Origin of the sequence: Micromonospora sp. CB01531, from assembly GCF_001905095.1 — a bacterium.
GTDB lineage: Bacteria > Actinomycetota > Actinomycetes > Mycobacteriales > Micromonosporaceae > Micromonospora.
This window is the reverse complement of record NZ_LWLS01000117.1, coordinates 20,342-36,632: the sequence shown is the minus strand read 5'-3', so window position 1 is coordinate 36,632 and position 16,291 is coordinate 20,342. Positions and strand designations below refer to the sequence as shown.

General features: G+C 69.5%; 7 protein-coding genes and 1 pseudogene. 5 read left to right on the top strand and 3 right to left on the bottom strand.

Annotation, left to right across the window (positions count from 1 at the left end; genetic code table 11):
• The 4 genes from A6A27_RS44640 to A6A27_RS36450 form a co-directional block, all read left to right on the top strand.
• Positions 1-1,054, top strand: a 1,054-nt coding sequence (locus A6A27_RS44640) for a hypothetical protein (RefSeq protein WP_198940605.1), incomplete at its 5' end; no start/stop codon positions are given.
• Positions 1,055-1,068: 14 nt separating this feature from the next.
• Positions 1,069-2,631, top strand: a complete 1,563-nt coding sequence (locus A6A27_RS36460; protein ID WP_143194359.1) for a hypothetical protein — start codon at positions 1,069-1,071, stop codon at positions 2,629-2,631.
• A gap of 219 nt (positions 2,632-2,850) precedes the next feature.
• Complete coding sequence (locus A6A27_RS36455; RefSeq protein WP_073839225.1) at positions 2,851-5,925, top strand: DUF3427 domain-containing protein; 3,075 nt, start codon at positions 2,851-2,853, stop codon at positions 5,923-5,925.
• Positions 5,922-6,821 carry a phosphorothioated DNA-binding restriction endonuclease gene (locus A6A27_RS36450; protein ID WP_073839224.1) on the top strand — a complete coding sequence of 300 codons (900 nt, stop codon included), beginning with the start codon at positions 5,922-5,924 and terminating at the stop codon, positions 6,819-6,821. Before A6A27_RS36455 ends, A6A27_RS36450 begins: the two co-directional genes overlap by 4 nt.
• Before the next feature lie 17 nt (positions 6,822-6,838).
• Here A6A27_RS36450 and A6A27_RS36445 read toward each other — a convergent pair whose 3' ends face one another.
• The 3 genes and pseudogenes from A6A27_RS36445 to A6A27_RS36435 form a co-directional block, all read right to left on the bottom strand.
• Positions 6,839-12,394 (bottom strand): AAA domain-containing protein, encoded by a 5,556-nt coding sequence (locus tag A6A27_RS36445; protein ID WP_073839223.1) that lies wholly within the window; start codon positions 12,392-12,394, stop codon positions 6,839-6,841.
• A 335-nt stretch (positions 12,395-12,729) separates the two neighbouring features.
• Positions 12,730-13,059, bottom strand: a pseudogene (locus tag A6A27_RS36440) (response regulator transcription factor); the annotation flags it as partial.
• Between the two features lie 98 nt (positions 13,060-13,157).
• Positions 13,158-14,522 carry a hypothetical protein gene (locus tag A6A27_RS36435; RefSeq protein WP_143194358.1) on the bottom strand — a complete coding sequence of 455 codons (1,365 nt, stop codon included), beginning with the start codon at positions 14,520-14,522 and terminating at the stop codon, positions 13,158-13,160.
• A 225-nt stretch (positions 14,523-14,747) separates the two neighbouring features.
• On the opposite strand from A6A27_RS36435, the gene A6A27_RS36430 reads away from it, so the two are divergent.
• Entirely contained in the window at positions 14,748-16,190 is a 1,443-nt protein-coding gene (locus A6A27_RS36430; RefSeq protein ID WP_073839221.1) for a M28 family metallopeptidase, read from the top strand.
• Positions 16,191-16,291: the final 101 nt, after the last annotated feature.

Genomic DNA, 16,291 nt, shown 5'->3' with positions numbered 1-16,291 from the left:
GCAACTGGTGAAGTTCCCGGACGCTCACTTAGAACAGTGGCGAGATCGAATCGACGCGGCTCGGCTGCGCGAGGTACTGATCACCGGTTACACCGTCGACCTAGCCTTCCTCGAAAAGTTCGCAATCCCTACCGCCCGGGCTCTCGGCGCACGGATCACGGTCCTCGGCGACCCCGGACAGGCCGTGCATGATCCCGTAGATGTACATCGGGCCGGCGTGGCCTATCAACATGGTCATGCTGTCTGCTCGAGGGCGTTCCATCCCAAGCTGGTGGTCTTGCTCGGCGACCGGGACGTGTGGCTGGCGGTTGGATCGGGCAACCCGACGCTGTCCGGGTGGGGATACAACCACGAATTGTGGGTGACCGCCTACGCAACCGTCGATTATAGTCCGCAAATCATCGATGACGTTGCGGACTGGCTGCACGACCTGCCGGACACGGTGGGGATGGCCAGTTGGATCGCCAAGACTTTGCGGTACATCGCCGGGCGGATGCGGCCGCAGGAGATCGACGAACGCTGGTCGGACGTGCGGGCCTTCGGTAACCTCCGGGAACCGCTGTTGGATCACCTACCGGCGGATCCGGTAGACGAGTTGCGCCTCGCTGCCCCGTTCTACGACCCGCCAGCCCGGGCGACGACGGCCATCGTCAGCCGGATGAAGCCCCGCGCCATACGTGTCGCCGTTCAGCCCTCCGTCGCCATGTTCGATGGCGCTGCCTTGTCCCGGGCTGCTGCATCCGTCCTTGATCAGACCTTCATCCTGCTCGGCGCCGGGCGGGCCCGGCACGGAAAATTGATCGAGTGGCGCACAGCCGACGGAAAGACTGCTGGCATGACCGGCAGTGCGAATATCACCTCGTCCGCGCTGTTGACCAGCGCCAGACAGGGCGGCACTGTGAGTTGGCCGTCATCGCACCGCACGATTCCGGGCTCTTCCCGTCGGAAGGGGATCCTCAGCCACCTAACGTCATTCGGAACCTGCGGTCGGCGCCGCTCGCTGGCAGCACCGCAAGCGCCTCCGCGCCCATCCTTCTCGGCTGTGCTCTGGTAGACGGGACACTGATCGTGGAACTGGCCGCGCCGCCGGGCGAAAGGGTCACCATCGAAACGTCCCCGACGGGTGCGCCGGGATCGTGGACCGCGTCAGGTGTAATTCCTTCTGATCAGCAATCCGCACGCCTGCTGGTACCGGAACTGACCGGAGGCGCAGTACGCGCGGTGATGGACGTGGCAGGCGAACGTCTGGAATCGGCGGCGGTCTTCATCACTGACAGCTCCCGCTGCCGGCCTCGCCAGGACCCCAACGACGCGCCGCGCCTCTCATGGTCAGGGGAGGTGGGAGAACTCTTCACCGACCCGCTGCTGGCTCAGCGCTTTACCAATGAGCTAGGCCGACTCGCCGAGCAGGTCGGCCTTCGCGGCCGCACCCCGTCCTCGACATCCACAACGCCTGTGAGTTCCCACGTCGAGCCGGGCGACCGCTGGGCCGACTACCTCGAGGAGTGCGAACAGGCACTCGGCGCGAGCTTGTCCGGCCTCATCTTCCCGAGAAAGCGCGCTCGGGACCATAACACCGCGACTCACTGGTCCATCGATGACGTCGACGAAGGAGAGGTGACGGAGGACGAGGATGAGGACGTACTCGACGGCGTGGCCCGCGACGAGGAAGAGAACTCGGCGACGCAGGTCCCAAAGATCCGTCCGGACCAGCGTGCCAAGTACCGACGGTTCGCCGAGCGCTGGGTCGCCGCGGTGACGGAACCCACCGTCGAGGACGATTGGTCAACCCTGCCGCCGATTCATCTCCGCATGGTCGTCACCCGGCTCTATCTGACGTTGCTTGCGGCTGGTGCATGGCATAAGGACGACAGTTGGCGAAGTGACCTGAGGTGGCTGGCCTGGTCGCTCGTTCCGGACGACGACGTACTCGACGAGCTTCCCGCGGAGGCCTTCGATCATCTCTACGCCCTCCTCGCCGTCGCTATGGCCACGCTGCGGCAGGGAACTCAGCTGCACGGCGGCCGGCAGGAAGATCTGCCCTTTACCGTCGCCTGGGCAGATGCGTCCGAGTGGGTAGCTGAAGCCGACCTCTCACTGGCTGAGGAACTTCTTCTGCCCGCCACTCAGCCTTTCGCCTGGGTAGCGACCAGCAAGGAGCTTCGCGAAACCATCAGGCTCGCGGAGGAAGCACGCCAGGATCCATATGCGGAGGCACGGGCGACACTGGCCGAGGCTGGCCTCGCCATCGAGCTGCAGGAGGGCGTGTGGCGGGTGGAAGGCGACTTCGCAAACGCCTATCGGGCGGCCGCTCGCGCTGTCACCGAGTTGACGCGGATTGACGACGCGGCCGCAGCGCTGGCCCGAAACCCAAGGTACGCCGTTCTCATCGCGGTGGTCGATAGAAAGATGCTCTTGGTCGACTCGCGAATGGCCGTGTGGCGGCTCTATTCGCTGTCCGGTACCCGTACGCCGCTGTCGATGACGATCGAGTGCTCGGGGCCTCCGCCACACGCCCGCACTCTCCCGCTGGGGTCGCAACTACCTGAGGTGAACGACCTCGGCGCTCGACTGAATCTCGACCTCTTCGCCATCGCGACCGAGATGAGGAGCTTTATTGCGTGTTCTTGAGGGCAACGGCCTCGAGCACGGGAACTCCTGGTCACACAACAAATCCACACCGCCTTGCCATGGATCCAGAACCGGTCCATCGCGGGCTGGATAGCCGGGCACGGCCACTTCGACAGGGAGCCGGGGATTGATCAATTCAAGGCTTATCCGCCCATGGAGAGGGGTGGCCGGGCGAGCCGGGGCAGCGCGCTCACCCCGATGCTTGATTAGCTTGCCGACGTGACTGATCTAGAGCCGGGCATCTACGAGCACCTGATTACTCGCGAACTCGCCGAGCGGCTCAAGCACGTCAACCCGTTGCTGCTCCAGCACGGCAAGCTCGACCCAGCCGACGCTCACGACGTGCTCGCCCGGCACATCGCGGCACTGACCCGCAGGGCGCTGCTCGCCCTCGGCGGAGGTGACGACAAGCTTGCCCGCCAGGTCGCGCTGGCCAACCGGATTGCAGAGAGTATCGCCCAGGCCGAGCCGCGCGCCGTCGGCGCCGACGACCAGGTCGCCGACACGCAGCGCCTCCTGCACGCCATCGCGGCCCCGCCGGCGCCACCCGCCTCCACCACCTTCCCCATACGGCCCGCCACCTCGCTCTCTACCGGCGCCCTGCTGGTCAACGGCCGCCACCAGCCTCGCATCGGTCACGAGGTCACTCACGAGATGGCTTCCGCCGACCATGTGGACCTGCTCTGCGCGTTCATCAAGTGGCACGGCCTGCTCCAGGTCCAGGGCGCCATCCGCGACTTGATTGCCCGGGGCGGCCGGCTGCGGGTCATCACCACGACATACATGGGCGCGACTGACCAGCGGGCCCTGGACCGGCTCGCCGAGTTGGGCGCCGACATCAAGGTCTCGTACGAGACCAGGACTACTCGGCTTCACGCCAAGGCTTGGTTGTTCCGCCGCAACAACGGCACCACCACCGCATACGTCGGCTCGTCCAATCTCTCAAAGACCGCGCTGGTCGACGGCGTCGAATGGAACGTGCGGATCTCGAGCCTGGAGCAGCCGCACGTCATCGACACGTTCGAGGCGACATTCACCGACTACTGGAACGACTCTGCCTTCGAGGCGTACGACCCGACGAAGGACGCCGACCGGCTGCGGCTTGCGCTGCGCGGCGAGCGCTCTGACGAGGCGCCCACCGAGATCGCGAACCTGGACGTCCGGCCGTTCCCGTATCAGCAGGAGGTTCTGGACGACCTGGACGCCGAGCGGCTGGTGCACGGCCGCTGGCGGAACCTGGTGGTGATGGCGACGGGCACCGGCAAGACGGTGGTAGCCGCGCTGGACTACCGGCGGCTCCGCAAGGCTGGCCAGGTCGACTCGCTGCTCTTCGTTGCCCATCAGGAGCAGATCCTGCGGCAGAGCCGGTCGGTGTTCCGGCAGGTGATGGGGGACGGCAGCTTCGGCGAAACCCTCGTCGGTGGGGATCGGCCGAAGGACTGGAATCACGTCTTCGCCTCGATCCAGTCGCTGCAGCGGCAGGAAATCGACCCCGAAGCGTTCGACATGGTGATCGTTGATGAGTTCCACCACGCCGAGGCGCCGACGTACGCACGGCTGCTGGAACGGCTGCGGCCGCGCGTCCTGCTGGGGCTGACCGCGACTCCCGACCGGAGTGACGGTGGCGACGTGCGGCGGTGGTTCGACGGCCGTGCCTCGGTGGAGTTGCACCTGTGGGAGGCCCTCGAGCGGCAGTTGCTGGCGCCGTTCCAGTATTTCGGGCTGCACGATGACGTCGACCTGTCGCAGCTGCGCTGGAAGCGCGGGCAAGGGTACGACCCAGCCGAGCTGGATGGCGTCTACACCGGCAACCACGCCCGTGCCCGGATGATCCTGCAGGCGGTTCGCGACACCGTCGACGTGGGGCGGATGCGGGCGCTCGGGTTCTGCGTGAGCATCGGGCACGCCGAGTTCATGGCCGACTGGTTCACCAAGCACGGGGTGCCGTCGGCGGCAGTGACCTCGCGGGTCGATCGCGTCGGCCGGCACACGCTGATCGACCACTTCCGCAAGCGTGAGCTGCGGGTCCTGTTCACCGTCGACCTGTTCAACGAGGGTGTTGACCTGCCGATGGTCGACACGATCCTCATGCTGCGCCCCACCGAGAGCGCCACCATCTTCCTCCAGCAGCTCGGCCGCGGTCTGCGCCTCGACGACGACAAGCCGTGCCTGACCGTGCTCGACTTCATCGGCGGGCAGCACGCCAACTTCCGGTTCGACTTGCGGTGGCGGGCCCTGGCCGGCGTCAGCCGGCGGGCCGTCGAGGCCGCGGTGCGGGATGACTTCCCGTCGCTGCCGAGCGGCTGCCACATCGAGCTGGACCGAGTGGCGAAGGAGATCGTGCTCGCCAACCTGAAGTCGGCCCTGCCGACCTCGAAGAATGGCCTGGTGGCGGAGCTGCGGCAGCTCGGTGAGGTAAGCCTGGCCGAGTTCCTACACGAGACCGGCCTGGACATCGAGGACGTCTACCGGTCGGCGAGCATCGGCGGGTGGGCGGGGCTGCGGCGCCTCGCGGGCATCGACACCTCGGCCGGCGGCCCCAACGACCGCGAGCTCGGCCGGGCCATCGGGCGGATGCTGCACATCGACGACGTCGACCGGCTGGACCTACTCGTCCGGGTCGCGAGTGGCGAACAGCCCGGCGGCGGACGGCTGCTGGACATGCTGCATTTCAGCCTGTGGGGGCCGTCGGTGCCGCTGACGGAGCGCGACGCGCGGCTCAAGCGGCTGTGGGCGGAGCCGGCGCGATGCGCGGAGTTGCGCGAGGTCGCCGAGGTGCTGCGAGATCGCATCCACCGGGTCACGCCGCAGCCGGAGTCCGAGCAGCTACCACTGCGGGTGCACGTCCGCTACAGCCGCAACGAGGCCTGCGCCGCCTTTGGCATGCCGAACCCAGGGTCGCTGCGCGAGGGCGTGAAGTGGCTGCCTAACGAGCAGGCCGACCTCTTCTTCGTCACCCTGGTCAAGTCGGAAGAGCACTACTCCCCCACGACGATGTATGCCGACCGGGCCATCACCAACCGCCTCTTCCAGTGGGAGTCGCAGAGCACGACTTCGTCGGCCTCAGCGACAGGGCAGCGCTACATCAACCACCAGAAACTAGGGTCGACGGTGCACCTGTTCGTGCGGGAGACCAAGGTCGCCGACCGCGACCTCGGTGCACCGCCGTACCTGTACGCCGGGCCGATGACCTACCAGGAGCACACGGGCGACCGACCAATGCGGATTCTCTGGCGCCTGCAGCACCCGCTCCCCGCCGACATGTACGCCGCCGCCCGGGCGATCGCCGCATGACCTCGACCCATCAAGAAGTGCTGGACCGGCTGTCCTCGCTACGCCTGCATCAACGCCACGGACGGCGCGCACCGCACAAGCCGCTGCTGGTGCTGCTGGCCCTCGCGCGCCTCACCGACACCGGATCAAGCGAGCTGCCCTGGTCGGAGGCTGAGGCTCGGCTGAGCGAATTGATTGCCGAGTTCGGCCCCGCCTCACGGACAGCCCGCGCGCAGAGTGCGGCCTATCCGTTCACCCGGCTGCGCAGCGATGGCGTCTGGACGCTCAACCACAACGTGCCGATGGATCTCATCGGCCCCTTGGCAGCGCACGAGGTGGTGGGCCGGCTCGCCACACCCATCGAGGCGGCGCTGCGGCAGGATCCCGAACTGCTGAGGGCTGCCGCTCGCGCCCTGGTAGAGAGCCACTTCCCGCCGACGATCGCGCCGGACGTCCTCACCGCCGCAGGACTGGACCCCGACGACGTCCTGCACGCGCCCGGCGCGGCACCAGCCGCCGTCCGTCGACGGGATACCACCTGGCGGCTTGCGGTCCTTCAAGCATGGGACCGGCAGTGCGCCTTCTGCGGGTACGACGGCCAACTCCACAGCGCCGCAGTCGGGGTCGAGGCTGCGCACGTGCGGTGGTGGGCCTTCGACGGTCCGGACACCCTCGACAACGGCCTTGCGCTGTGCGTACTGCACCACAAGCTCTTCGACTTCGGTGCACTGGGCCTTGATACTGACCTGCGCATCCACGTCTCGAGCGCCTTCACCTCGCGGACCAGCGTCGGGCGCATGGTGTATGACCTGCACGGTCGGATGCTCAGGCCGCGTCCGGGCACGGCGGTGCCGGCAGCCGACCATGTCTTTTGGCACCGTCGGGAGGTGTTCAAGGGCGAGCCACTGGCCGCGTAGCGGCGGCTGTATGCCGTTCAGGACACGTGCGAGGACGCTTCCACCACCCGCTTGCTGGCGATCGCCAGTTCCTCGTCGGTGAACAGCGGCCGGAACCGCGGCCTGATGACCACCGCCTCGACCGTCAGATCCACCCGTCCCCGCTCCCACAGCGCCGTGAACCCGTCGGAGACGCCCGGGTTGTGGAGCAGTTGCCGGGCCGTAGCCAGTCCGCCCTTCTCGGTGAGCATGCGGAGGAAAAGCGCGGCGTGGTAGTTCGCCTGGTCGCGGGCCCGTTCGTAGCTGCGGACCATGGCGTCGTGGAAGACGGCTTCCAGCGCCCTCCGGTCCGCCGTGCCACGGTCCGGCTCGTCGGGTGAATCCTTGGTGCGATCGTAGGCCCGCTCCATCGCCTCGTTGAGGGTGTCTTCCAGGCTCGCCCGATCAGGCGTCTCCCTGCTGGCCGGCGGCGGTGCGGTGGGGGTGGCTTCCCGGCCCTCACCGCCGCCGGAGAGCCGCAGCAGCCGGGTGACGCTGCGGAACCGGACGGCGGCGGGGCTGCCCGGCGGGAAGTACTCCACGAGCCCGGCGTGACGTCCCCGGCTGTCCTCCACCGGCATGTCCCGCTTCATCGAGGCAGCGCCGATGACGGCCTTCGCCTCGTGGGGGCGTACCCAGCAGACGAGCTTCGCGCCGGTCGGATGGGCCCGCTCGACGCGGACGTTGGCTCGATACTTCCGCGCCTCTGGGGACGCGTTGTCGTAGTAGCGGGCCCAGCCCAGCACCTTGCCTTCGTGCCGGATCGGCACGTCACGGCAGTGCTGGTAGCAGTCGACCGCGGCCACCGCCTCGTAGGGCCGCAGCCACGCGACGTTGCGGTAGCCGACCGGCACCGGCACGATCCCGTCGTCCGTCGCGGGCACGTCGGCTGGCCGCGCGGCCGGGTCCGGCGCGGGCCGCTGCGGCGGTACGACGACCGCTGGCTCCGGCACGGCCTGCCGAGGCGGGATAACGGCCGGCGTTGCCGTGGGTTCGTCGGAGTCAGCCTCGACAGCTGTCGACGTATCAGCACCAGACGGAACTGACGACGACCGCCCGGTTTCGGCGACGGCCGGCTTCGGCGGCTCCGGGTAAGGCGGGGCCGGTGCAGCGGACACCTCGTCTACCGGCTCGTCCGCGACGGGCGCGCTGACCGGCGGCGACGGCGGCCGTTCGCGCGGCAGCGCCACGGCCTCACGGAACCGGGGCCCCGCAGGCCGTGCCGACGGGACATCCGGCTCGACGAACGGTGCAGGCTTAGGCACCTCCACCACCGGCGGGGCGCTGATGCCCAGCTCGTCGATGCGCTGCCACAGCGGCTCCAGCGCCGCCTCCGGATCGCGGCTGAAGACACTTCCCCGGATACGCACAAAGACGCAGTTGCCGACCCGCTCCAGCACCGCCTGCCGGCGCATGTCGCTCTCCCACTGGTCCGGCCCGTGGTACGCGTCGCCGTCGCACTCGATGGCCAGCCGCCGCCCGTCCGGCGCGGGCAGGACAAAGTCGATCCGGTACCCGCCGATGCGGAACTGCGGCAGCGGCCGGTACCCGCGACGCAGGATTCGGCGCAGCACCTCGCGTTCGAAGTCGCTGTCGCAGCGCTTCTCCAAGTCGTCGTACGCCTCGTCGGCGGCGGTGACGTTCTGGCAGTAGGTGAGCAGCAGCCCGCGGGCATCGTCCTCGCGCAGGTCGGCCGGCTGTACGGAGTGGAAAACCCACAGCTGGTCGCGGGCGCGGGAGGCGGCGACGTTGACCCGGCGGTGGTGGTCCCGCTTGGTGAATGCGGCGACCGGGCCCCGGTGCGGCTCGACGACCATCGACACCAGGACGATGTCCCGCTCGTCGCCCTGGAAGGTGTAGGAGTCGCCGACGCGCAACCGGCGTCGTTCCATCTCCTCCTCGCCGATCTCCTCGCGCAGCCGGGTGAGCAGGTAGAGGGCCTGCCCGCTGGTGCTGAGCAGGCTGACCACCCCGATGCTGCGTCCCTCGTACGCGGGGTCGGCAACGATCGCCGCGACCCGGGTGACGAGGGCTTCAGCCTCGGCGACGTTGACGTTGCCGTAGCCGGTCAGGTCCTGCCGGATGCCTTGCGGCACGTGCACGGCGATGACCGGGTCGCCGATGCCGGCGGGCCGGTCGGTACGCAGCGGCTCGATCTCCCCGCCGTAGTACGTCTGGCTGGAGAAGCCGATGATCGCCGGTACGGAGCGGAAGTGCTCAGTCAGCAGGATGCGCTCCGGGGAACGTCGGACTGCGTGGTCGTAGAGGCTGCTTTCCGGGTCGAAGTGTTCGGCAGAGGGCACGTCGACCAGATGCGAGTTGATCAGACCGGTGACCGTGCCGACGAAGGACAGCTGCGGACCGATCTGCTGGTCGTCACCGACGACGACGGCTCGTTCGGCGAGGCTCAGGATGGGCAGGGAGAACATGTCGGCCTGAGACGCCTCGTCGACGATCACGACGTCGAAGTGCGCCCCGCCGGCGAACTGCTCGATGGCCCGGTCGACGGACATGACCCAGACCGGCACGGCATCCACCGCCGCGCTCATTGCCTTCTGGGCGTGCGCCTGCCACTGGGCGGCGTTCTTCCCCGTACCCTTTCCGATCTTGCGCAGGGCGGTAGTCCAGTCAGCGAGCGCGGCCCGCCGACGATCGTCGAGCGCCTTGGAGACCTCCAGCCAGGAGGATGCGACGACGAGTTCCTGAGTGAGCCGCCGGATGCGCTCCCGGGTCTGCTCGACCCGCCGGCCGAGCGCGACCGGGTCGACGCTGCCCACGACGCTGTCGAACCAGGTCTGGGCGCGGCGCCACTGCCATCGGTGCAGGCAGTCGCCGCCCGTGCCGACGAGGGCGGTCGCGGCACCCTCGTCGATCTGGGTCATCCAGGCGGGGGCGGCCGGGCGGAGCCGCTCGGCGAGTTCGGTGAACCGGTGCGCGTCGGGGCGCAGGCCGGCCAGCCGGCGTACCTCGTCGAGGATGCCGTCCCAGCCGGGCAGGTCGTCCTGCTGGCGGCTCTGGTCGAGCAGCCGCCACAGCTCACTGGCGTCGCCGGTGGACATCCCGACCTGAAGCACGGCACCCAGCTCGCGTTCCTCGGCGACGAGCTGGTCGTGGGTGAAGACGGCCGCGCACCGGGCGATCAGGTCGGTCAGCGCGGTCAGCCGGCGTACGTCGACCGCCTGCTCGACCCAGGGCACCAGCCGACGGACGGTCGCATGCAGGGTGGGCCAACGCTGGCGGTCCCAATCCAGGGCGGTCGCCGCGTCGGTGAGCAGCCGACCAGCCCAAAGCTCGGGCTGGCCGGCGGGCTCCTGCGGCAGGTTGAGCAGGTTCCGCCACTCGGTCCACCGGGTGGCGAGCTCCTGCCGCAGCCGCAGGCGGTTGACGTACGCGACAACGATGTCGACGTCGTCGGTGCTGCGCAGGATCTCACCGTCGATCCGGCAGTCGGCGGCGAGCTTGGCGAGCGTGCCCTGGAAGAGCCGGTTGACGCCCTTGCCGGCGGCGAAGCGCTGGCGCAGCTCGCCAAGCTGGGCTACCAGCCGACGCGGTTCGGCAAGCTGCGGGTCGGGGACGGTCACCTGGTGGCCGGCGACGGCCCGGGCCGCCGTGGCGAGTTCGGAGAGAGCCCGCTGGCAGGCGGCGACGTGGTCCTCCCACATGGCCCGCCAGTTCGGGTCGGCCTGCAGCAGCTTGGCGAGTCCGTCCGTCCAGGCACCTTCCCTGGCGGTGAGCACGGCGAGTGCCTCGCGCAGGTACCCGGCGAGCTCGTCGAGGGCTGGCAGGCCGAATGCCCGTACCTCCGCAAGCACCACACCTTCGGCGACGAGCCGGTTCAGCTCGGCGCGGGCGGCGGCGAGTTCCCGCCGCGCGGCGAGGACGGCCGAGGCGGTCGGCAACGCGGCCGCCGTCGGCAGGTGCCGCAGCGCCTGCGTGCGGTCCTGGCGGACGATGCGGCCGGCGATGTCGAGCAGGTCGGTGAATTCCTCGGCGGTGAGCGGAGCCTCGAGGTGCGGGGGGATCTCGTCGGGGATGTCGCCGTACCGGTCGGCACGGTCCCGCAACCAGCTTCCGATGTCGCTGGGGGACAGCCGGATGTCGTCGATCTCGTAGTGCGCGGACTCGGTCTCGGCCAGGGTCCGCAGCGCACCGAGCGCCTGCCCGAGGTCCCGTTCGGCCTCTTCGAGCTGGCGGCGCAGCCGGTCCACCCGCTGCTGCTCGCCCCGCTTGTCGAGGGTGGCGCCACGGTCGGAGAGCTCCCTGGCGGCGAGTTGGAGCTGGACGAGCTGGTCGGTGGATCGGCCGAGCACGGCCAGGCACAGCGACTGGATCTCCTGAGGCAGCCCGTCGCGGAGGACCCGCAGCGGGTCCTCCTTCTGCGCGACCACGAGCACCCGCTTGCCGTGCGCCATCAGGTGGCAGATCAGGTTGCGGATGGTGTGCGTCTTGCCCGTGCCAGGCGGTCCCTGGACCGCCACGTTGCGGTGCTGGGCGAGCCGTCGGGCGATCGACTCCTGCGCCTCGTTGGTGGGCAGCGGCATGAGCAGCCGCTCCCCCAGCGGCGCCCACCGGGCCGGCTGGTCGTGCGGCATCTCCAGGCGGCTCGGCTCGTGGGCGAGGATGGCGGCCAGCGCGCCGATGCTCGATGTATCGCCGGTCAGCAGGCGGGCTCGTAGTTCCTCGAGAAAGCGGCGCAGCATCCGCTGCCGGGGCCGGACGAAGAGCACGCCGGTGTCGTGGACGTGCGAGCCGGCTGGAGCGGGAGCGCCGGTGGCCCGGACGATCGGATCGAGCCCGAGACGACGCAGGGCCCGTTCGAAGAACTCCAGGCGGTTGAAGTCATCCCAGACGTCGAGGTCGAGCTGCCCGCCGGGACCGGCGAGCGCGAGCAGCTGGCTCAGGTACCGCTCGTCGAGGCCGGTCAGCGGGTCGGTCTGGAGACGGCCGGTACCCTGCGGCACCACACGGATCATCGACCGGTCGGCGTCGAACTCGATGGCGACCGGTGTCACGATGAGGGGGTACTGCACCCGGTTCGCGTCGACGTCCGTTCGCAGGACACCGTGCCCCCACACCAGCTCGTGGGTGGCGGCGTTCATGTCGACGCGGTGCTTGAGGTCGAACAGGCTCCGGTGCAGCCGGCGGACCGCCTCCGTGCGCCGGGCTTGCTCGGCCCACGGGCGCCAGTCCCGCTGCCGCCACTGCTCGAACCGGGTACGCAGGTGCTCGAGCGTCTCCTCATCCCCAGCCAGCCGCGGCTCGGTCTCGTACGACAGGGGCCCGGTGAGGTACAGGCTGAACTCGCCGGGTGCCCGGAGCTGCTTCGGCGCAGGCGGCAGACCTATCCGCAACCAGCTGCTGCCGTCCGGGGAGACACCGACCTGGCAGTCCGGGTGGACGGGCAGATCATGCTGCCAGAAGGCATCGGCCTGCGGCACTGTCCGGGCCGGCTTCTCCATCTGGGCCCGCACGGCCATCAGGTAGTCGACCAGGGAGGTGGCGCGGTCGAGGATCAACGACGGCGACTCCGCCGGAGACGTGGTGCGGGAGAACATGTGAACCCTTTGACTCGTGGTGGGGACGCAATGGTCGAGCGGACGCCGGCGTGCGCCTGTGGTCCGGTCAGTCAACCGGACCCGGTCTGGGCGACAGAAGAATCATCGCGGTCCATTCCGGCTTCCGCATCCGCCGCGAGCACGCGCGCATCCCCACCCACCTCCCCGCTGGCGGTCTTCGGACCGTACAGGCAGGAGTCCTGGCAGCGGGACCCCTGACCCGTCAATGCTTCGCTGGACGAGCGGGCACGATGCCTGACGAAACGGGCGAACCAGTGGGTCTGAGCGGCCAGAAATGTCCGGCTCGTTCATGAAACCCGCTGGCCGCCCATGCCTCAGCCGTTCAGGTACGCGAGCACCGCCAGCACCCGCCGGTTGTCGTCCTCCGAGGGCGGCATCCCCAGCTTGCTGAAGATGTTGTTGATGTGCTTGCTGGCCGCCTTCTCGGTGGCGAACAGCCGCCCCGCGATCGCCGCGTTCGACCGCCCCTCTGCCATCAACCCCAGCACTTCCCGCTCCCGCGTCGTCAGCTCCCCCAGCCGCTGCGCCCCGCTGTTGCGGGCCAACAGCTGCGACACCATCTCCGGGTCCATCACCTTCCCGCCTCCGGCCACCCGCTGCACCGCGTCGATGAACTGGCCGACGTTGGACACCCGGTCCTTGAGCGCGAGCTGGGAGGCTCACCAGTGGTTGAGGTCGATAGGTCCGGGATGGACGATGTCCCCAGTCCCAGGTCAGTCTCCTCGAGCGGCGGGGCGAACGGCTAGTCAACGGCCGCGTACACCGGGTCCTTGCGGCCCGCGTGCTCCGGGCACCTGCCGGTTGGGCCGCCGGCCATGCCGATCCGCCCGTCATCGCACACGATCATGTAGCCCTTGCCCGCCCAGAAGCCCTCCACGCAGGTGAAGTAGTTGCACACGTCGGCGGCCGGCTCGTGGACGAGTTCGCCGGCGCAGTAGGTGTAGCCGTATGGATTCGTCGGCGCGCCGCACCGGTCTGCCGGCGTCGGGTGGCCCTCGGGGCCGTTCGGTGGGGCCGGGGTCGGACGGCCCGGCCCTGGGCCGGCATCCGGCGGTGGCGCGGGCTGCGTGACGGGGCGGGGAGCCGGGGCCGACGGGCGGGGAATCGGGTTCGATCGGCGCGGGGCGACCGGATGCAGGGTCGGCGCACCGGCAGCCCTGCCGGGAGTGGTCGTCGCGGGTGCCGGCGACGCGGTGGTGGGAGCGTTACCTGATGGTGTCCCGGTCTCCGGTTCAGGAAGCGCCGTGCGCGGCGGTGGGCCGACACCGATACGGCGGGAATCGTCCGGCCTGCCCGAGTCGACGATCATGGCGTATGCCGGCAGAGCGATCAGCGCGACGGCGGCCGCGGCGATCGCGGGGTGGGCGAGGCGAGCCCTCGCCGGCGCCTGCTCCGCCGTCGCGAGCATCGGCAGCGGCGGCACCGACCGCCGGTTGGCGGCCACCGCCCGGTCGAGCCGGGCGAGAACGGTCGGGCGTCGACCGATGGCATCCGCGTACGCGATGGTCAGTCTCAGCCGGAAGCGGGCCGCGTCGTCCACGGGAACCCGGAGGCCGGCCAGTGGCCGGCCGTCGGCGGTGTGCAACAGCGTGATGGGCACCGTCGGGTAGTGCGCGAGGCCGCTCAGCAGCGGGAACGCCCACTCGCGATCGTCCTTGCGGCCGAGGAGGATGACCCGGCGATCGGTGACCACGGCTGTCCCGGCGTCGGCCACCCGGAGGCCGTGCGGCAGACGCCGCGCCCGCCCTGTCCGCCGGACGGGAAGGACAGCGAGTTCGGGCACGGGGAGGTCGGCGTGGCGGCCGGGCTGGACCTCCACCAGCTCCGCCTTCGGCTGCACGGCGACGACGACCTCGCCGTCGGCCAGGTCCACGGGCAGGTCGGCCGGCGATTCGGCCGGGAGGTTCTCGGCCTCCGCGCGCAGGCGGAGCAGCCGGATGCCCTGCAGGGACCAGACCTCGACGGTGTCCTCGTACGCGCGCCACCGCCGCCTGTTCTCGCGGTTCGCCCAGCGGTCCCGCCAGTCCGAACCGGCCGTGTCCGGCTCCCGCACCGGCAAAGGTGCGGCATGGCGTGGGGTGGAGCTCGTCCGGCTCGCCCGGAACATGCCCTCACCTCCTCAGCGGACCGTAATCGGTCACTGGTCGCCTACCCGCGGAGGCGGTCCGTCATTCCCCGGGTAGTCGGCTCCTTTTAGGAAACACGGCGACCGCAAACCCGCGCCATTGCTGCCAGTCCAAGCAGGCTGTCCGGATAGGCCAGGCCGAGCCAAGCCTCAAATTTCGATCAAGTGATATAGACATCCATCCCGGTCTGCGGTCACGCTCATCGCATGACGTCCTCACAGCCGACCGGCGCGGAACCCACGAGGTCCACCCGCCGGACCTTCCTGACCGCGTCCGCCGCCACCGCCGCAGCGACTGTGGCCGTACCTCTGATTGGCGCCCCGGCCGCAGCGGCCTCCGGCGCGCACCGCATCGACGGACCGGGCAAGCCGGCCAAGCCCCAGCTTCCGGACAACGAGCTCAAGCAGCTCCTCGCCGAGGTCGACGAGGCGCGCATCGAGGCCATCGTGCGGCGGCTGGCCGCGTTCGGGACCCGCCACACCCTGTCCAGCCAGACCGACCCGGAGCGTGGCATCGGCGCGGCCCGGGACTGGATCTACCAGGAGATGCTCGGCTACGCCGCCGCCTCCGGTGGCCGGATGACCGTCGAGCTCCAGTCCTACCTGCAGGGACGGGCCTCCCGGATCCCGGTGCCGACCCAGATCACCAACGTGATCGCCACCCTGCACGGCGACGCCGACCCGAACCGGGTGTATGTCATCACCGGGCACTACGACTCCCGGGCCAGCAACGTCGACGACGCCGTCAGCGACGCACCGGGCGCCGACGACGACGCCTCCGGCGTGGCGGTGATCATGGAACTGGCCCGGGTGCTGGCCACGAGGCGTACCAGGGCCACCATCATCTTCGCCGCGGTCGCTGGTGAGGAGCAGGGCCTCTACGGCTCGACCTACATGGCGAAGCAGCTCAAGGCCGCCGGGGTCGACGTCCAAGGCATGTTCAGCAACGACATCATCGGAAGCAGCACCGCTGACGACGGCGCCCGTGACAACCGCACCGTTCGGCTCTTCGCCGAGGGGGTGCCGACATCCGAGACGCCGCAACAAGCGACCACCCGGCAGTCGGTTGGAGGCGAGAATGATGGGCCGTCCCGTCAGCTCGCCCGCTTCGTCACCGATGTCAACCCGCACAGCATCACTGGCATGCAGGTTCGGGTGATCTACCGGCGGGACCGCTACCTGCGCGGCAGCGACCACATCCCCTTCCTGCAGGAAGGCTGGCCGGCGGGACGGTTCACCGAGCCGAACGAGGACTTCGCCCACCAGCACCAGAATGTCCGCGTCGCGGACGGCAAGCAGTATGGCGACCTGCCTGAATTCTGCGACTTCGACTACATCACCCGAATCGCCCGGGTCAACGGCGCAGCGATGTGGTCGCTGGCCCAGGCACCAGGCACCCCGAGGAACGCGAGAATGCTCACCAGCTCGCTCACCAACGACACCACATTGACCTGGCAGCGGGGCACGGAGGAGGACCTGACCGGCTACGAGGTGCTCTGGCGGGAGACAACCGAGCCGGACTGGACCCATGTCATCGAGGTGGGCGACGTCACCACCGCGACCGTCGACCTGTCCAAGGACAACGTCTTCTTCGGCGTACGGGCCGTCAACCGGGACGGATACCGCAGCCCGGTGGCGTACCCCCGCTGACAGCAGCCTCGCAACGGTCCGAGCGCCGCGTGCGTGACACCTGACGCGGTGGCGGGTGCGGCTCTCGCACTCGCCACCGCGCCGGATCGCGCGCTCATCGG